At 31.6% G+C, this 18243-nt stretch carries 23 protein-coding genes and 1 pseudogene; 4 read left to right on the forward strand and 20 right to left on the reverse strand.

All coding sequences use genetic code 11. From position 1 onward, the window contains the following. Window positions 1-5: 5 nt before the first annotated feature. The 5 genes from rpsD to infA all read right to left on the reverse strand — a co-directional run bounded on the left by rpsD (window position 6) and on the right by infA (window position 1939). Entirely contained in the window at window positions 6-632 is a 627-nt protein-coding gene (rpsD, locus tag CAMP5053_RS01430; RefSeq protein WP_039617184.1) for a 30S ribosomal protein S4, read from the reverse strand. Window positions 633-662: 30 nt separating this feature from the next. Next, window positions 663-1055: a 30S ribosomal protein S11 gene (gene rpsK, locus CAMP5053_RS01435; RefSeq protein WP_012660844.1), complete on the reverse strand. Its 393-nt coding sequence runs from the start codon at window positions 1053-1055 to the stop codon at window positions 663-665. 9 nt (window positions 1056-1064) lie between these two features. Continuing rightward, on the reverse strand, window positions 1065-1430 hold the full coding sequence (gene rpsM, locus CAMP5053_RS01440) for a 30S ribosomal protein S13 (protein ID WP_012660843.1): 366 nt from the start codon (window positions 1428-1430) through the stop codon (window positions 1065-1067). A 3-nt stretch (window positions 1431-1433) separates the two neighbouring features. Further along, window positions 1434-1547, reverse strand: coding sequence for a 50S ribosomal protein L36 (gene rpmJ / locus CAMP5053_RS01445; protein ID WP_002781429.1), 114 nt, complete (start codon window positions 1545-1547; stop codon window positions 1434-1436). A 173-nt stretch (window positions 1548-1720) separates the two neighbouring features. Beyond that, complete coding sequence (gene infA, locus CAMP5053_RS01450; protein ID WP_012660842.1) at window positions 1721-1939, reverse strand: translation initiation factor IF-1; 219 nt, start codon at window positions 1937-1939, stop codon at window positions 1721-1723. A gap of 137 nt (window positions 1940-2076) precedes the next feature. Here infA and CAMP5053_RS01455 point away from each other — a divergent pair, with 137 nt between their 5' ends. The 4 genes and pseudogenes from CAMP5053_RS01455 to CAMP5053_RS08600 all read left to right on the forward strand — a co-directional run bounded on the left by CAMP5053_RS01455 (window position 2077) and on the right by CAMP5053_RS08600 (window position 6130). Next, window positions 2077-3366, forward strand: coding sequence for an MFS transporter (locus tag CAMP5053_RS01455; RefSeq protein WP_337217145.1), 1290 nt, complete (start codon window positions 2077-2079; stop codon window positions 3364-3366). 54 nt (window positions 3367-3420) lie between these two features. Beyond that, window positions 3421-4344 (forward strand): cytochrome-c peroxidase, encoded by a 924-nt coding sequence (locus CAMP5053_RS01460; RefSeq protein WP_315967634.1) that lies wholly within the window; start codon window positions 3421-3423, stop codon window positions 4342-4344. Then, window positions 4328-5005, forward strand: a pseudogene (locus CAMP5053_RS08595) (DAHL domain-containing protein); the annotation flags it as partial. The gene CAMP5053_RS01460 and the pseudogene CAMP5053_RS08595, both read left to right, overlap by 17 nt. A 498-nt stretch (window positions 5006-5503) precedes the next feature. Further along, on the forward strand, window positions 5504-6130 hold the full coding sequence (locus tag CAMP5053_RS08600) for a methyl-accepting chemotaxis protein (protein WP_373416655.1): 627 nt from the start codon (window positions 5504-5506) through the stop codon (window positions 6128-6130). A gap of 16 nt (window positions 6131-6146) precedes the next feature. Here CAMP5053_RS08600 and map read toward each other — a convergent pair whose 3' ends face one another. The 15 genes from map to rpsH form a co-directional block, all read right to left on the reverse strand. Continuing rightward, a complete protein-coding gene (gene map / locus CAMP5053_RS01470) occupies window positions 6147-6902 on the reverse strand; it encodes a type I methionyl aminopeptidase (protein WP_214100129.1) in 756 nt (251 codons plus the stop codon). Window positions 6903-6992: 90 nt separating this feature from the next. Beyond that, a complete protein-coding gene (locus tag CAMP5053_RS01475) occupies window positions 6993-8360 on the reverse strand; it encodes an L-serine ammonia-lyase (protein WP_087700806.1) in 1368 nt (455 codons plus the stop codon). An 11-nt stretch (window positions 8361-8371) separates the two neighbouring features. Continuing rightward, window positions 8372-9655: an aromatic amino acid transport family protein gene (locus CAMP5053_RS01480; RefSeq protein ID WP_442863251.1), complete on the reverse strand. Its 1284-nt coding sequence runs from the start codon at window positions 9653-9655 to the stop codon at window positions 8372-8374. A gap of 99 nt (window positions 9656-9754) precedes the next feature. Beyond that, window positions 9755-10783, reverse strand: a complete 1029-nt coding sequence (locus CAMP5053_RS01485; protein WP_337217147.1) for an oxidoreductase — start codon at window positions 10781-10783, stop codon at window positions 9755-9757. A gap of 226 nt (window positions 10784-11009) precedes the next feature. Next, window positions 11010-11561: a ribonuclease HII gene (locus CAMP5053_RS01490; RefSeq protein WP_087700788.1), complete on the reverse strand. Its 552-nt coding sequence runs from the start codon at window positions 11559-11561 to the stop codon at window positions 11010-11012. Further along, entirely contained in the window at window positions 11561-12034 is a 474-nt protein-coding gene (locus tag CAMP5053_RS01495; protein WP_263667434.1) for a DNA-deoxyinosine glycosylase, read from the reverse strand. Before CAMP5053_RS01495 ends, CAMP5053_RS01490 begins: the two co-directional genes overlap by 1 nt. Before the next feature lie 55 nt (window positions 12035-12089). Next, a complete protein-coding gene (locus CAMP5053_RS01500) occupies window positions 12090-12737 on the reverse strand; it encodes a ferritin family protein (protein WP_087700790.1) in 648 nt (215 codons plus the stop codon). A gap of 82 nt (window positions 12738-12819) precedes the next feature. Then, entirely contained in the window at window positions 12820-13851 is a 1032-nt protein-coding gene (locus CAMP5053_RS01505) for a type II asparaginase (protein ID WP_261529926.1), read from the reverse strand. A gap of 114 nt (window positions 13852-13965) precedes the next feature. Then, window positions 13966-14706 (reverse strand): glutamate racemase, encoded by a 741-nt coding sequence (murI, locus tag CAMP5053_RS01510; RefSeq protein WP_214135746.1) that lies wholly within the window; start codon window positions 14704-14706, stop codon window positions 13966-13968. A gap of 40 nt (window positions 14707-14746) precedes the next feature. Further along, complete coding sequence (secY, locus tag CAMP5053_RS01515; protein ID WP_047207857.1) at window positions 14747-16009, reverse strand: preprotein translocase subunit SecY; 1263 nt, start codon at window positions 16007-16009, stop codon at window positions 14747-14749. Beyond that, window positions 16009-16401: a 50S ribosomal protein L15 gene (gene rplO, locus CAMP5053_RS01520; protein WP_039617163.1), complete on the reverse strand. Its 393-nt coding sequence runs from the start codon at window positions 16399-16401 to the stop codon at window positions 16009-16011. Before rplO ends, secY begins: the two co-directional genes overlap by 1 nt. A gap of 3 nt (window positions 16402-16404) precedes the next feature. Continuing rightward, window positions 16405-16848: a 30S ribosomal protein S5 gene (gene rpsE, locus CAMP5053_RS01525; RefSeq protein ID WP_039617161.1), complete on the reverse strand. Its 444-nt coding sequence runs from the start codon at window positions 16846-16848 to the stop codon at window positions 16405-16407. A 16-nt stretch (window positions 16849-16864) separates the two neighbouring features. After that, window positions 16865-17221 carry a 50S ribosomal protein L18 gene (rplR, locus tag CAMP5053_RS01530; RefSeq protein WP_039617157.1) on the reverse strand — a complete coding sequence of 119 codons (357 nt, stop codon included), beginning with the start codon at window positions 17219-17221 and terminating at the stop codon, window positions 16865-16867. A 9-nt stretch (window positions 17222-17230) separates the two neighbouring features. After that, complete coding sequence (rplF, locus tag CAMP5053_RS01535) at window positions 17231-17767, reverse strand: 50S ribosomal protein L6 (protein WP_039617154.1); 537 nt, start codon at window positions 17765-17767, stop codon at window positions 17231-17233. A gap of 78 nt (window positions 17768-17845) precedes the next feature. Continuing rightward, the gene (rpsH, locus tag CAMP5053_RS01540; RefSeq protein ID WP_039617152.1) at window positions 17846-18241 is read right to left on the reverse strand and encodes a 30S ribosomal protein S8; all 396 of its coding nucleotides are present in this window, start codon (window positions 18239-18241) and stop codon (window positions 17846-17848) included. Window positions 18242-18243 lie beyond the last annotated feature (2 nt).

Genomic DNA, 18243 nt, shown 5'->3' on the forward strand with positions numbered 1-18243 from the left:
CTTTATTATTTAGAGTACAACTCAACGATATATCTTTCCTCAACTGGAATGATAACTTCTTCTCTTTCAGGTTTTCTTGTAAAAATTCCAAATCTTTTATCTTTTTCTACATCAACCCAAGCAACTATACCAGTTTGAGCAGTAAGCTCGATCGCTCTTGAAATTTGAGGATTGTTTTTGCTTTTTTCAATCACTTCAATTTTTTGACCTGCTTCTACTCTATAACTAGGAATATCCACTCTTTTACCATTTACTAAAATATGTCCATGAGTTACAAGTTGTCTAGCAAAACGACGTGTTGTAGCAAAACCCATTCTATAAACAACATTATCTAGTCTTTGTTCTAAAAGCTGAATTAAAAGTGCACCGGTGTTGCCATCTTTTCTAGCAGCTTCACTAAATAATCTTCTAAATTGTTTTTCGCTAACCCCGTACATAAATTTAGCTTTTTGCTTTTCTCTTAATTGAAGTCCGTATTCGCTAATTTTAGCTTTTCTTTGTCCATGCTGACCTGGTGCGTAAGGGCGTTTATCTAAAGCACTTTTACCTGCTAATCTTCTTTCGCCTTTCATTGCCAAGCTTACGCCAAGTCGTCTTTCTAATTTCTCTACTGGTCCTCTATATCTTGCCATTATAATTCTCCTAAATCTTATATCTTATTCTTAGACACGACGACGTTTTGGTGGTCTACAACCATTATGAGCTAATGGGGTAATATCTTTTAAGAAAGTTACTTTAATACCTTCCATAGCACCTACACTCTTAACCGCTGTCTCACGACCACTTCCTGGTCCTTGTACTTTAATACCTACTTCTTTAATACCATGTTCTTTTGCTTTATTTAAAGCATCCTCTACTGCTTGTTGTGCTGCATAAGGAGTTGATTTTTTAGAACCTTTAAATCCTAAACCACCTGCACTACTCCAAGCAATAGCATTTCCCATTTCATCAGTTACAGTAACCATAGTATTATTAAATGTTGCACTGATATAAACTATACCTTTAGCTATATTTTTTTTAACTACTTTTTTCTTAACTACTTTTCTTTTTGCCATTTTCTATCCTTATGATTTTGCACCAACGGTTTTTCTCTTACCTTTTCTAGTTCTGGCATTTGTTTTAGTTTTTTGACCACGAACTGGTAAGCCTTTTCTATGTCTTAAGCCTCTAAAGCTTCCTAGATCCATCAATGCTTTGATATCCATAGCAACTTGTTTTCTAAGATCACCCTCAACCATATAATTTTCTTGAATTTCTTTACGGATAGCTGCTGCTTCATCTTCACTTAGCTCATGAACTCTTTTATCATAAGAAATTCCTGTTTTATCTAAGATTTTTCTTGAAGTATGTAAACCTATACCATAAATATAAGTCAAGCCATATTCAATTCTTTTTTTCTTTGGTAAATCCACACCTGCAATACGAGCCATAAATTATCCTTGTCTTTGTTTGTGTTTTGGATTTTCGCAAATAATGCGAACTACGCCTTTACGACGAACTACTTTGCATTTGTCACACATCTTTTTAACAGATGGTCTAACTTTCATGCTTTACTCCTGTTATTGTAAATTCCACTTTTTTACAACTGCACCAGGTTTTTAGAGCAACCAACTATTTTCAAAATAAGTGGTGATTTTGAAAATACTTCTTCATACAGTTTTATTGCAATTTCTGCAAAAGTGCTAATTATACTTTACTTTTGCTTTTAAACAACTTAGACTTATTTGTATCTAAATGTAATACGACCCTTATCTAGACTATAAGGCGTTAGCTCTACTTTAACTCTATCGCCAGGCATAATCCTAATATAATGCATACGCATCTTACCTGCAATATGACAAAGTATCACATGTTTATTATCTAATTCAACTTTAAAAGTTGCATTAGGTAAAGCTTCAATTACATTACCATCAATTTCGATAATATCATCTTTTGCCAATGCATTCTCCTTTCTATTAAAATACAAAACTATTATTTTAACACAATTTTTCTTTTTAAATTTTTAATATTTTTTGACAAACTATGATATTTTTTTACTATAATTATAAAATTACTACAAAAAAAGAGAGTATTTAAATGCCAAAAAGTTTAAAAAGAAGTGATTATAAAACTCTTTCCTTATCTTCTTTAGGTGGAGCTTTAGAATTTTATGACTTTGTGATTTTTGTCTTTTTTGCTAATTATATTTCAAGAAATTTTTTTCCAAGTGATATGAGTGATTTTTGGAAACTTTTAAATACTTATGGAGCTTTTGCAGCAGGATATTTAGCTAGACCACTTGGTGGTATAGTTATGGCTCGTTTTGGCGATAAATTTGGTCGTAAGAAAATGTTTATGCTAAGTATATTGCTCATGGTGCTTCCAACTTTTTCTTTAGCTTTTATACCTACTTTTGAAAACATAGGTTATTTGGCTCCTATTTTTTTACTACTTGTTAGAATAGCTCAAGGTATAGCTATAGGAGGGGAATTGCCTGGTGCTTGGGTATTTGTGAAAGAGCACGCACCTGATGGTAAAGATAGTTTTTATATTAGCGCTATTAATGCCTCCATGGCTTTTGGTATCCTTTTAGGATGTTTTGTTGCGCTAGTAATTAACCATTGCTTTGATCAAGAATCAATTTATGATTATGCTTGGCGTATTCCATTTGCTATAGGTGGTATTTTTGGCATTATTTCAATATATCTAAGAAAATTTCTAGAAGAAACACCTGTTTTTCAAAAAATGTACCAAGAAAATAGCTTAGAAAAATTTCCTTTAAAAACATTTTTTAAAGAGAAAAATATTTTTTTAGATATCATCGCCTCTATGCTTTTGACATGGATGCTTACAGCTTGTGTGATCATACTTATTTTACTTATGCCAAATTTTATACCTGAAGTTTTAGTTCTTGATAAAACAGATGCTATTTTAATACAAATGATTGCAATAGTAATTTTATCTTGCGGAACCTTGCTTGCTGGAATTTGGGTAGATAAATTTGGTTTTTTAACCACTAGTTTGATTTTTACAATAGGTTTTAGTCTTTCTTGCTTTTTTTATTTTTATTTTTTCTATGCACAAATTTTACATTTGAGTATATATTTTTATTTTATAGCATGTTTTTTTGGTGGTATTAATGCTTTAGCACCTATTTTAATGTGTAAAATTTTTAAACCAAGTATTCGTTTTAGTGGAATTTCTTTTTCTTATAATATAGCTTATGCCATAGCAGGTGGCTTTACACCTCAACTTGTATTTGCATTACACTCTTTAGCTATAAAACCTGAAAATCCTTTTATATATGGAATTTTTATTTATATTTTATTTCTTTCACTAATAGCGTTGCTAGCCACTGTGCTTACTTATAAGAGATTAAGATTTTAATGTTATAATTAAGAAAAATTATTAATTAAAAATTTATAAAAATAAAGGAAAATGATTATGAAAATTTTTATTATTTTAATATTTTCTTTACTACCGCTTTTAGCACTTGAAATGATCACACCTATACCAGAAAGCATACCTTATGATAAAGAAAAAGCTATCTTAGGGAAAAAACTTTATATGGATACAAGTTTATCAAAAGATAAAAAAGTATCTTGCAATAGCTGTCATGATATTGCGAATTTTGGAGTAGATAATAAAACTTTTTCAACAGGTACTAATGGTATAGTAGATGAACCATTCCATACCCCTACAAATTTCAATGCTGTTTTTAATCTAGCGCAATTTTGGAGAGGTAATGCAAAAGATTTGCAAGATCAAGCTAAACATCCTTTACTAAATCCTAAAGAAATGGGTTTAAAAGATGCAGATGAAGTGGTGCAAATAGTAAAAGCTAACCCAATTTATGAAAAAGAATTTAAAAGACTTTACGGAGAAATAACCTTTGATAATATAACACATGCTTTAGCTGAATTTCAAAAAACCTTACTTACTCCAAATTCACCTTTTGATCGCTATTTAAAGGGTGATAAAAACGCTATAAGTGAGCAAGCAAAAAGAGGTTATAATGCCTTTTTATCAAATGGTTGTATAGCTTGCCATCAAGGACAGAATGTAGGTGGTAATATGTATCAAAAAATGGGAGTATTTGTGCCTTATGATAATGGAACAAACTGGAAAGGGCGCTACGAAATCACTCAAGATCCTCATGATCAATTTGTAGTAAAAGTCCCAAGCCTTAGAAATATAGCTAAAACTGCTCCTTATTTTCACGATGGCTCCATGCCAACACTTGATGCTTGTGTGCAATTTATGGCGTATTATCAACTTGGTAAATTTTTAGAGCAAGATGTGGTTGATGATATAGTTGCGTTTTTAAATTCTTTAACAGGAGAATACCATGACCCACTCAAATAAAAAATCTTTTTCTTTTTTAAAACAGTTTATTGCATTATCAATAGTGGTTTTGGTATTGCTTTTAACTCTAACACTATTTATTTTTAATACTTACAATACTACAAAAAGAAATTCACTCATCATGGGTTCATTTCAAAAATTAGAAATTCTAGATACCAAAATAGATGAGATTTTTAAAAATAAACTCAACTTGCAAAACTATGATACTAGTGTTGCTTTAGTGCAAGATTTTGAAAATACTTTAGCAATTTTGAAAGCTAATAAAATAGACATCAAAAAAATACAAACAATTTTTGAGAAAAAAAACACTCAATTACAACATTTCAAATCAGCTAATTCCATTGCTATAAACTCAAAACTATACCTTTATGAAATTCAACAAGAAATCATCAAGCAAACAAGTCAAATAGCACTCAATACTCAAGAAGCTAAACAAATAGATTACACAGGAGATATATTAAGTATTATAGGAACTATGGATATATTAGAGCCTTTATCACAAAATAGACTACAAAATCTTGTCACAAATTTGAATGCAAAAAATTCTCAATTGCCACAAGAATTATTTGAGCTTTTTAGCACACATTGTAAAATGATACTAAATCAAATAAAAGTTTTAAAAGATAATTCTCAAAGTTTTCTTGACCAAGAACTACAAAAAGAAATCATCGCTCATAAAAATTTAATTGCACAAGAAATTAATCTTAACAACAAATATAATCTTTACACCGCTATAGGAATTTTCTTATTTATTTTAACTGTGTTGGTATTTTTTATATTACTAACATTAAAAAAAGTAATTATACCTATATCTTTGCTAGAAAAACTAAGTGCAAACTTAGCTGGTGAGCATGCAAATTTAAGTGCAAGATTAGACATTGATAAAAAAAGTGAATTAGCTACAAGTGCTGGTTATATAAACTCTTTTATACAAATAGTACAAAATTCAGTTTTAGAAGCTATACAGACTGCAAATTCAAGCCATAAAAGCTCACAAAAACTTTCTCAAAATGCTGAAGTTTTACAGCAAAGCTCACTTTTGCAGCATGAGCAAATTTCTAATGTTCATGAAATAAGTTCTGTTTTAGAAAGCCATATAGACTTAACTCAAAACCTAGCTAAAAACACTATAAAAGATATGTATGACATGCAAGAAGTTATGGGTGAAGTTGAGACCACTCTTAAAGAATTAGTAGAACTTATATTATTAAGTGGCGAAAAAGAACAAAGTGTCTTAAGCGCTATGGATATGCTAGTGCAAAGTGCTGACAGTATAGTAGAGGTTACCACTACTATAAAAGATATAGCAGATCAAACCAACTTACTAGCTTTAAATGCAGCTATTGAAGCAGCGCGTGCGGGTGAGCATGGACGTGGCTTTGCTGTTGTTGCTGATGAAGTTAGAAACCTAGCTGATAAAACCACAAAATCCCTAGTTGCTATAGAAACTACCGTAAGAACTATAGTACAACAAATCAATGACAACAAAAGCTTAATGGATGGGATTCATCAGTCCATGAATGATACTTCTAATAAAGCTAATATCTTACAAGGTGAGGTTGGAACGTCTATAGAAAAATTAAAAACAAGTATTCATTCTACTAAAATCATGGAAGAAAAAAGTGATGAATCAAAAGCTAAAATGAATGAACTAGAACAAAATATAGAAAAAGTAACTGAACTTGCAAATTGTGTTAAAAATTACTCACTTGATTTAACACAAATTTCACAAGATGTTTTAGAAAATGCTTCTAAACTTTCAGAAAAATTAAAAACATTCGAGTAAGAAAGATTAAACTTTCTTACTTAGATAAAATATCTGCTTTACCATTTATAATAGCAACACAATGCTCATAATGAGCCGCATTTAAACCATCTTTACTTCCTGCTTCCCAATTACCTTTTAAATGTATTGGTGTACCATCTTTTTGGCATACCATAGGTTCTATGCAAAATACCATGCCATTTTTTATTTTAGGGCCACTTTTTGCACTAGCACCTGGTTCTAAATAATTTGGAATTTCAGGCTCACCGTGAGGTTTTTTACCTATACCATGACCACAATAACCTTTCAAAGGCACAAATCCTCTTTTAGTGATAAACTCGCCAAGCTCATATGAAAGCTCTTTAAAACGCATACCTTCTTTGATAATATCTATAGCATAATACAAAGCATCTTTAGCACAAGCAATTAACGCTTCATCGGTGGCTGAAATTTTACCTATAGGTATAGTCCTTGCTGCGTCTCCATAATATCCATCTATACAAGTACCTACATCAAGCCCTAAAATATCACCTTCTTTTAAAATACGCTCATCACCTACGCCATGAATGCAAGCTTGATTAAGCGAGATGCAAATACTACCTGGAAAACCATACAAACCTTTAAAAGATGGTTTTGCACCATGATCAAGTATAAATTCTTCTGCTTTAATATCAATTTCTTTTAAGCTCATACCTGGAACTATAATACCCTCTAGATAATCAAGCGTTCTAGCTACAAGCTCATTTGCTTTGCGTAGTTTTTCTATTTCTGCTGGTTTTTTAATTTCTATCATTTATATTTTCCTTAAAATTTTTAAAAATTTAGCATTTATGCGCTTTTAAAAGCTTTAAGGAAAAAACCTTAAGTTCTAAAACTTAAGGTTTTAGCATACACTTGTAAGATTGGTAGCTAAGCCACCTAAAGAAGTTTCTTTGTATTTTGAGTTCATATCCTTGCCGGTTTCATACATAGTTTTTATAACCTCATCAAGACTTACTTTTGGAGTTGATTTTCTACTCATTGCCATTCTAGCGGCTGAAATAGCTTTAATCGCTCCAAAAGCATTTCTTTCTATACAAGGAATTTGCACCAAACCACTTACTGGATCACAAGTTAGCCCCAAATGATGCTCCATTGCAATTTCAGCAGCATTACAAGCTATCTTTGCATCAAAACCCATCACAGTAGCCATAGCTCCTGCTGCCATAGAACTTGCACTGCCAATTTCAGCTTGACAGCCAGCTTCAGCACCGCTTATGCTTGCATTTTTCTTATAAAAAGAGCCTATTAACATAGCAGTAAGTAAAAAATTAATAGCTTTTTCATCGTTAAAGCCAACCGTGTGATTTTTAAGATAGAGCATTACAGCAGGCACAACAGCACATGCTCCATTAGTTGGAGCAGTTACCACTCTAGCTCCACTTGCGTTCTCTTCTGCAATAGCAATAGCATATAAAGAAATAAAATCAATAATTCCTAAAGGATCACTTGTCATAGCCAAACGCTCATTTAGTCCTTTCGCACGGCGTTTTAAATGTAAATTTCCTGGAAGGAAATCTGAACTTGGATGAATACCATTATAATAAACCTCTTGCATTACTTCCCAAATTTCTAAACAATAAGCTCTAATTTCTTCTTTGGTGTGAAATTGAAGCTCATATTCATAAGAAAGTTTTGCTAGATCCCATGATTTTTCTTCGCAAATCCTTAAAGCATCGCTTGCATTATTAATATCAAGTTCTAATTTAGTATGTTTTTGCTCACAAGCTCCATCTTTGTGTTTTTGAAGCTCAGCTTCACTCATAACAAAACCACCGCCCACTGAATAATAAATTTCTTCAGCAATGATTTCTCCGTTTTCATCATAAGCGCTTACTCTTAACCCATTTTCATGCAAAGGTAGAAAATCTTTTTCAAAAATCAAATCTTTATCATAATCAAAACTTAATTCTTTTTGAGCATTTAAAACCAAAATTTTATCTTGCAAAATTTTATTAAAAACGCGATCTTGCAAAGCAGCATTGAGTTCTTTTGCCCTTAAGCCACTCAAGCCCCATATAATAGCCTTATCACTTAAATGGCCTTTACCAGTAAGCGATAAAGAGCCATAAAGTTTGATTTGAATTTTTGTAATTTGTGTGATTTTATCTTTAATTTTTTCACAAAACATATTCCCTGCTAACATTGGTCCTAAGGTATGAGAAGAAGAAGGACCAACACCAACTTTAAATATACTTAAATTACTACTCATTCACTAGCACCTTAAAAAGTATAAATTACAGTGATGATTGTCAAAATACCTGTGATAAACACAAACGCATCTAAGGCTTTGTTTTGGAATTTCTTCATTTTAGAAACAGTGTAAATTGCAATCATAGGCATTAAGAATAAAATCGCAGCAATAATTGGACCACCTAAGCTTTCAATAAAGCCTAAAATACTTGGATTTACATAAGCAGTAATTAGCATAACAATATACATTACTAAAGTTGAGTAAACTGCGATTTTTTTCAAATCAGGATTTTCATTGCCTGCTAATTTGCAGCATTTTCTAACTATACCATAAGCACCCTCTCTAGCACCAAAATAATGTCCAAAGAATGAACTAGAAATTGCTAAAAATGCGATTAATGGACCACCATAAGAAATAAATGGATTATCAAGTTTGTTAGCAAAATAAGAAAGAACAGGTATATTTTGCGCTCTAGCTTCAGCAAGTTCTGCAGGAGTTAAAGAAAGCACGCAAGATACCACAAAAAACATAACAAAGGCAAGTAGCATTACAGAAGTTCTAAACAATACTTGATTTGCTTTTTGTACTGAATTTTCAGGATATTGTCTTTTTACACTTAAAGAAAAAGTAGAAATTGCTGGTGAGTGATTAAAAGAAAACACTAAAACTGGTAAAGTTAGCCATACTATAGTAATAAATTCTTTTGTTCCAGGAATAGCACTAAAACTTTCAAATGACCATTGTGGGATAAGATATAAAGAAAATAAAAATAAAATAGCACATAAAGGATACACAAGCCATTCACATACTTTAGTGATTAATTCTTCACTAAAAAGCATAATAAGCATAAAAATACTTACCAAAACAAAAGCAAAAACTGCTCTATAAAAAGGAAGCAAATTAGCTATAGTTTTTCCTTGCTCATTAACACTTGTTTGATACATAGCACTAATTGCATTTGCAAAAGAACCATTTGGATCTAAAAGTGGCAAGAATTGATTATAAATAAAACTCTCAAAAGTATTAGTTATACCTACACAATATGCTAAACAAATTGGAAAAATTGCAAAGAAATAAAGCACAGAAATAAAAATACTTACTTTTCTACCAAAATATTCTTCAGCCGCATGAGTAATGTCTTTATCATTGCCATTTGCTTGGCACACAAAACGACTTAAAGCTCTATGGCTTAAATATACCATTGGAAAAATAATCAAAGCCATTACAACAACCGGCCAAAAGCCACCAACACCTGCCTTAATAGGTAAAAATAAAATCCCCGCACCAACTGCAGTCCCAAAAAGAGAAAGCATCCAACGCGTATCAAAAGAATTCCACTTAAGATTGTCCACATTTTCTCCTTGTAAAAAATAATAAAAAAAGCTTTTACCTAAAAAACTTTTTGTATTATTTTACAAATACGCTCTAGCATAATTTGGCATAATTTTTTCTCTTTCATTTAAAGCAACTGCGGCTTCATTTGCAAAATTTGGATTTCTTAGTAATTTTCTACCATAACAAACCAAATCACACACCTCACCCAAAAGCAAAGCCTCACCTTCGCTAGCGCTATTTATAAGACCCACACAAGATATAGGAATTTTAACAACTTCTTTTAAGGCCTTAGCATAAGGAGCTTGATAAAGTGGTGCTATGTTGGGTACTAAAGAAGGTTTATTGATATTTCCTCCCGCTGAAACATCTAGCATATCAATGCCTAATTTTTCTAAAATCAAGGCAAGTTTTTTACTATCTTCTAAATTCCAACCACCCTCTTGCCATTCTGTGGCTGAAATTCTTACAAATAAAGCAATATCAACTTCTTTTTTTATACGCTTAATAATATCACACAAAAGACGTGTTCTATTTTCAAAACTGCCACCATATTCATCGTCTCTTTGATTTGATAAAGGCGATAAAAACGAACTAAGCAAATACCCATGAGCACTATGAAGCTCTACTGCGTCATAACCTGCTTCTTTAGCCCTTTTAGCACTTTGAATAAATTCTTGCTCAATTTGTAAAATTTCATCTTTGCTTAAAACATGAAGTTTGGAAAATTTTTCACTAAAAGCTATATTGCTTGGAGCTTTTGATATGGCTTCTTTGCACGAATTTTTACGGCCACTGTGATTTAACTGAATGGCGATTTTAGCACCAAAATGATGACAAAGCTCAACAAGCTCTTTATGTCCTTGAATTTGAAAATCCCCCCAAAGACCTATATCATTATCAGCAATTTTTGCATTTTCATTAATCGCACAAGCTTGAACTATAATAAGCCCGACACCGCCCAAAGCTCTAGCTCCATAATGCATCAGGTGAAATTGATTAATCTTGCCATCTAAAACTTGTGTTTCATACATATCCATAGGGGGCATTACAATGCGATTTTTTACATAAAAATTTCCAATTTTTAGCTCACTTAAAAATAAAGACATAATACCCCTTGAAATATTTTTATATTACTATAATAGAAAAAAATTAATTTTTCTTAAAACATATAGCAATTTTAACTAATATTATTATTTTTAATAAATAATTATTGAAAAAATATTTTTTGACTATATTTTTTTATCTTAATAATAATACTTCAAATATAAAAACATTCTATTATTTTTAAAAGAAAATAAATTTCAAAATACAAAAGTGTAAAAATCACACAATTTAATCAAATAAGCTTTTCTCAAAACACTTTAACATAAAGCTTTTGCGGTGTAAGGGCGAATAACCAAATGTTTTAATCTTTTCTATATGAGCTTTTGTACCATAACCTTTGTGTTTATCAAAATCATAACTATTATATAGTTTAGAAAAATAACACATTTTTTGATCACGACTTACCTTGGCTAATATGCTAGCTGCTGAAACCTCTTGTACCTTCATATCAGCTTTAATCATAGTTTTAATACCCAAAACTCCATAATTTAAATTTCCATCATATAAAATATCATCTTGATTATAATGTTTTTTAATAATTTTTAAAGCCAGTTGCAAACACTGACTAAGCCCCAAAGTATCAATTTGCAAAGGCGAAAAAGCAAGGATTAAAAAATTTGAATGATGAAGAATTTGCTCATATAGCTCTTCTCTTTTTTTTGCACTTAATTTTTTAGAATCAGCTAAACCATCAATTTCTTTAAAAAGCTTACAAGCCCCTATATGCATATCTCCAGCTAAGGCTCCACGCCCAGCCTCATCTACTCCAACTAAAGCCATTATTTTTCCTTTATAATAGTGTATTTTTCAACTAAATTTTCCAAAGAATAATTCATATTAGCAGGAGAGCTTGAAGGAAGTTCAAAAAAATTTTTATCAGGATAAAATTTAGTAAAATATTTACTTGCAACTTTACCTAAAACACAAATTTTTTCTATATTTGCCTTATCTAAAATAATATTTATATCATTTGCTTTGGCATAAGAAATAGTTTTATCATCTGAATTTTTTATCTTACAACTTGCTATAACATCCCAAAGTGCTATATGATTTGCTTTTAAGAAAGACTTTTGAACTTGTACTGTTTTTAACTCACACTCAAATAATATTTCAAAAATACGCCAAAAACGATTTTTGCTATGTTGATAATAAAAATTTTCTTCTCTTGATTTAATAGATGGAAAAGAACCTAGTATTAAAACTTTTGAGTTTTCATCAAAAAAAGGTTCAAAAGGATGAGTTAGAATTTGCATATTAGACCTTGATAAAAAATAAAATATTTTATCATTTTTATCAAGGTTTTTAAAATTATCCTAAAAATTCGCGTTTGAAGTATTCTTTAGGAGCTTTACATAAAGGACAGGCATTTGGTGCTTTTTTGCCACGGTGTATATGCCCACAAACTTCACAAACCCATAATTCTTCTACTTCTGAATTAAAGAAATCTTCTTCTTCGAGCATTTTTTTAAGTGCTAAATATTCTCTTTCATGTTCAATTTCTACTTTACCTATAGCTGTAAATAATCTTGCTATATTTCTTTTACCCTCATCTTCTGCAATTTTTGCAAAATTTGGATACATAGTAGTATGCTCATAATTTTCACCTTCTGCTGCACAAATTAAATTTTTAGCAGTTTCTTCTAAAGCTTTACCATCTACTAATTCATGATAAGCTTTAAACTCAGCTCTTGCGTGCCATTTTTCATTTTCTGCAGCTTCTCTAAAATGCTTTGCAATAGCATGCCAACCTTCTTCTTGAGCAATATCTGCAAATAAATCATATTTGTTTCTTGCCATAGACTCGCCTGCAAAAGCTTTCATTAAATTTATAGCTGTTAAATCTTTAGTGATACACTCCATTTCTTGACCACAACAACTAAGCTTTCCACCGCCTACATTTTGCACTTCCACTTCATTGCCACATTTTTGGCATTTATAGCTTTCATATTGTCTCATTTAATATCCTTGTGATTAATTATAGGTAGATTTTGTAAGAAATCCACCCAAATGTTATTGTAGCATTTGGGTGTTAAAGATTTTAGTATTTTAAGAAATATTCTTGGATTTTCTTAGGATCACTTGTTTTAGTTAGAGCAAGCATTAATAATACTCTAGCTTTTTGAGGGCTCATATCGCCTGTATCAATAAAACCAAGTTTTGCATCAGCATCACTTACTGCAACTCTACCAGCTACTACGCGTGAGCTTACCGCTACATTAAGACCTTTTTTAAGCAATTCTTTTAACACATCTTTTTGATAATCATGAATGCTACCAGCACCTGTTCCAGCTACAACTATACCTTTAGTTCCATTTTCAAACAAAGCTTTTGCTGCAACACCGCTACCATCATTTGCATAACTATAAAGAATATCTACTTTTGGTAATTCTTTTAGCTTGCTAACATCAAATGGAGATTTTTTGGTGTGTAATTTTGTATTAGTATTATAGAAAAATGCTTTTCCATCTACTATGTAACCCATATCGCCCATATCTGGTGAGCTAAATGCATTTACATTTAAACTATGAGTTTTCATAACGCCTCTAGCACTTTGAATTCTATCATTCATAGCCACCATTACACCTTTATTTTTTGCCTCAGGGTTTGCTGCTAATGCTACAGCATTGTAAAGATTTTTAGGACCATCTGCACTAATTGCAGTTGATGGGCGCATTGCACCAACTAAAACAACAGGTTTGTCACTTTTTACGGTTAAATTTAGGAAATATGCAGTTTCTTCCATGGTATCAGTACCATGAGTAATTACAACTCCATCTACATCAGATTTTAAAAGCCTATTAACTTCTTTAGCAAGTTTTAGCCAAATTTCATTTGTCATATCTTTGCTATCAATATTAGCAATTTGATCCCCACTAATTACTGCCAAATCTTGAATTTGAGGTACTGCTTTAATCAAAGTATCAACCCCCAAAACTCCGGCTGTATAACCTGTAGTTGCTACTGAGCTATCAATCGAACCAGCGATAGTTCCACCTGTAGCTAAAATTGCAATTTTTGGTTTTGCTTCCAAAATTCCTGCTCCTAAACTTAGTGCCATAGCTGCACACATTAACATTTTTTTCATGTTAGTCCTTTCATTAGAAATGATAAAAATTATAATGCAACTATATTTAAATAAAAATAAATTATTAATATAAAAATAACTTTAGTAAATAATATTAACTTAAAGCCATAAATTTGCAATTTTTTTTAGTTTTTCTACATCACTTGAAGCATAAAATTCAATATTAACTTCTTCTTGGATTGATGTTAAGTTAAATTCTTTCTGCAATTGCAAAGCTATAGCCTCACCTGAATGGATAAGTTTTGTATTTTTACCAAAATATTCTGCTAAAGAATGGGCGATTAAAGGAAAATGCGTGCATGCTAAGATTAAAGCATTAGGATGAAATTTGAGCTTATTGAAATAATACTCAAAAGCAGCTTTTAAAAAATCCCCTTGAAAAATCCCTTCTTCTACCATAGGTACAAAAAGTCCCGTTGCTTTTTCTTCTACTTTTAAAAATCCTTCTTTGACTAAAGCTTGCTTATAAGCATGAGAATCCACTGTAGCTTGGGTTGCAATGACTAATATATTAGAGTTTTTATCTTCTAAAGAGTTTTTAACTGCCAAAACCCCAGCCTCTATAACTCCAAGAACTGGAAATGGTGCATTTGCTTTTAGAATTTCTAAAGCATGCGCACTAACTGTATTACACGCAATAATAAGCATATCGACTTTTTTTTCTTTGAAAAAATCTAAAGCTTCTAGAGAAAATTTAATGATAGTTTCTTTATCTTTAACCCCATAAGGCACTCTTGCAGTATCCCCATAGTAAATATATTCTTTAAAAAGTTTTGCTTGAAGTAAAGATTTTAAAACACTAAGCCCACCTACACCACTATCAAAAACGCCTAGTCTCATCAAAATCCTTAAAAGAGAAGAAAGTAGAAAATCTACTTTCTTATAAGCCTACTGCACTTAAAGTTTGGTATTTATTCATATAAATTTGAGCTTCAATTTTCCTCATCGTATCAAGCGCTACTTGAACTACGATCAAAACAGAAGTTCCACCAAAATAAAAAGGCACACCAAACAACTTCACAATAAGCCATGGTAATGTAGCTACAAGCCCTAAATAAATAGAACCTGACAAGGTAAGTCTTGACGCTACTTCATTAAGATAATTTGCAGTTCCTTCGCCTGGTCTAATACCTGGTATGAAACCACCTTGTCTTTTAAGATTTTCGGCTATATCTTTTGCGTTAAATACAATTGATGCATAAAAATACGCAAAGAAAATAACAAGTAAGAATGTTAAAAAATGAAAGAAAAATCCATTTGGATTTAAAAAGTCATAAATCTTTAACACATATTCATTTGTACTTGTTTGCAAAATAGTACTTGGAAACATCAAAATCGCACTTGCAAAAATAGGAGGAATTACCCCGCTTAAGTTGATCTTAATAGGTATATAATTCATAATGCGTTTGTTTTGATTTTGCATGATTACTTTTCTTGAGTAAGAAATAGGAATTCTTCTTTCTCCAAGTTCTACTACTATAATAGCCCAAATAGTAAGTAAAATTACAACTAAAATGGCAATGATAGTCAAGAAATTCATCTCACCTGTATTTACCAAATTTACTGTTCCACTAATTGCACCTGGAATTGTAGAAACAATACCACCAAAGATGATTAAAGAAATACCATTTCCTATACCACGTTGAGTGATTTGCTCACCTATCCACATCAAAAGCATGGTACCTGCGAGCATAGAAACAGCAGAAAGTGCGATAAAAGTATTCATATCAATCATAATAGCTGACTGACCTGCTTTTCCATGAAGACTTTGTAAGCCTATAGAAACGCCTATACTTTGTATCAAAGTGATAGCTATAGTAGCATAACGGATAATTTGCATATATTTTTGCATACCATCACGTTCTTTTTTCATTTTTCCTATGTTAGGAAAAGTTGCCGCTAAAAGCTCCATAATAATCGAAGCAGTAATATAAGGCATAATGCCTAGAGAGATGATGCTAAGTCTTTCAGCAGCACCCCCGCTAAACATATTAAACAAGCCTAATGCGTTAGATGCATTAGAATCAAAAAATTCCTTGATAACACTGACATTAACCCCCGGAACTGGAACATAAGCTAATATTCTATAAGCGAATAAAAAAGCCAATGTTATGAGAATTTTATTTGTCAATGTTTTATTCATTATTTTTGTCCGCTAAAAGTAATCTTCTCGTCTTTAATTTTACTAGCAAGATCTTTAGCGCTTGCCCCAATAAGCTTAACTTTATTTACATTTTTTGAAAGCTTATGAATGCTATTGATTGTTTCAAATGTAATTTCACTAAGCTCTTTGATTGCTGTGATTTTTTCAACATTAATCACATAAGGTTTTTCAAATTTAGAAGTAAAGCCTACTTTTGGTAAGCGTCTTTGAAGTGGTTGTTGACCCCCTTCAAAACCTCTTTTTTCATTATAACCTTTTCTAGCAGTTTGGCCTTTTCCACCTTTAGTAGAAGTTTTACCCATACCACTACCTTGACCACGGCCTATTCTTTTGGTTTTATGTGTTGAACCTGGTGCTTTTGTTAAATTCATTGATTATCCTTTAAGCATTGTAAGTGCTTTGATAGTAGCACGCACAACATTTGCTGAATTATTTGAACCTAAAGACTTAGTTAAAATGTCTTTAATACCTGCAAGTTCCACGATAGGACGTGTTGAACCACCTGCAATAACCCCTGTACCTTCGCTTGCTGGTTTAAGTAAAATTCTACTTGCGTTGTATTTTACTTCTACATCATGAGGGATAGTTGAACCTTTTGTTTTAACTTCAACAATGTTTTTAAAAGCATCATCAACTGCTTTTCTTATAGCATCTGGAACTTCTTTAGCTTTTCCATAGCCCACACCAACTAAACCTTTTCTATTTCCAACGATAACTAAAGCAGTAAATCTAAATCTTCTACCACCTTTAACAACCTTAGTAACCCTGCCGATATCGACGATTACTTCTTCAAATTCTTCTCTATTATATTTTTCCATCGATCTTCCTTTTGGGTTATAGTTTGATTCCGTTTTCTCTTAGTGCTTCAGCTAATGCTGCAATCACACCATGGTATAAATAACCATTTCTATCAAACACTGCTTCTTCTATGTTTTTAGCTTTTAAAACTTTTGCAAATTCAGCTGCTATTTTTTTAGCACCTTCTTTATTTGCTTTAACACCAATTTTTCTTCCATCTACTGCTGCTAAAGTTACTGCTTTAACATCATCGATAGCTTGGATATATAAAGTTCTGTTTGATTTGAAAACAGAAACTCTTGGAAGAGCTTGTGTTCCTGAAATTTTTGCTCTAATTCTTTTTTTTCTTTTAATTCTTAAAGATATTTTTCTTTTTAATACATTTGCTCTCATATTCTATCCTTACTTCTTAGATGTCTTACCAGCTTTGCGGATAATACGCTCATCTGAATATTTAACACCTTTTCCTTTGTAAGGCTCAGGTGGTCTAAATTCACGAATTTGAGCAGCAACTTGACCTACCACTTGTTTATCACTACCTTTGATAATAACATTGTTTTTATCAACAGTAATTTCTATGCCTTCTGGAATAGCATAGTTGATAGGATGAGAAAAACCTAAAGCAAGTTCAAGAACTTTACCTTTTAACGCAGCTTTATAACCAACACCGTTGATTTCTAAAGTTTTGCTAAAACCATCAGTTAAACCGATGATGATGTTTTGAGCTAAAGCTCTATAAGTTCCCCAATAAGCTCTACTTTGTCTATCTTCACCTTTAGGAGAGAAAAGAATTTGTCCTTCTTTAATCTCAACATTAACATTTGCTTTTGTATCAAGCTCTTTTGCTAAATTTCCTTTTTTGAATTTTAGCAAGTTACCTTCTAATTTTACTTCTACTCCACTTGGAATAGCAACTGGTTGTTTACCTATACGAGACATTCATTTTTCCTTTTTACTTGTCTACGATATGACTACTTTATAAGAATGGATACCGAATACCATAAAAAGTAGAAACTCTTACCAAATAGTACATAAAACTTCGCCACCAACGCCTGCTTTGTAAGCTTCGTCGTTAGCTAAAACACCTTTTGAAGTGCTTACTACGATAGTACCATAACCGTTTTTAAATCTTTTGATCTCATCTTTGCCTTTATAAACACGACGACCAGGTTTAGAAATACGCTTAACTTCGTTAATTACGCTTTTACCTTTTTCATCATATTTTAAAACTACATTGATGAATTTCTTTTTATCCTCTTCAATAACATTAAAGCTTTCAATATAGCCTTTAGCTTGGAAAATTCCAAGTAAAGCTTCGATAACTTTAGAATGCAAAAGTTGAGTAGTTTCTAATCTTCTCATCCCTGCATTTCTAATTCTTGTTAGTGAATCTGAAATTAAATCATTTATCATGG

The organism is Campylobacter sp. S4:11, assembly GCF_024723695.1.
In the GTDB taxonomy this organism is placed as follows: Bacteria; Campylobacterota; Campylobacteria; order Campylobacterales; family Campylobacteraceae; genus Campylobacter_D; species Campylobacter_D jejuni_C.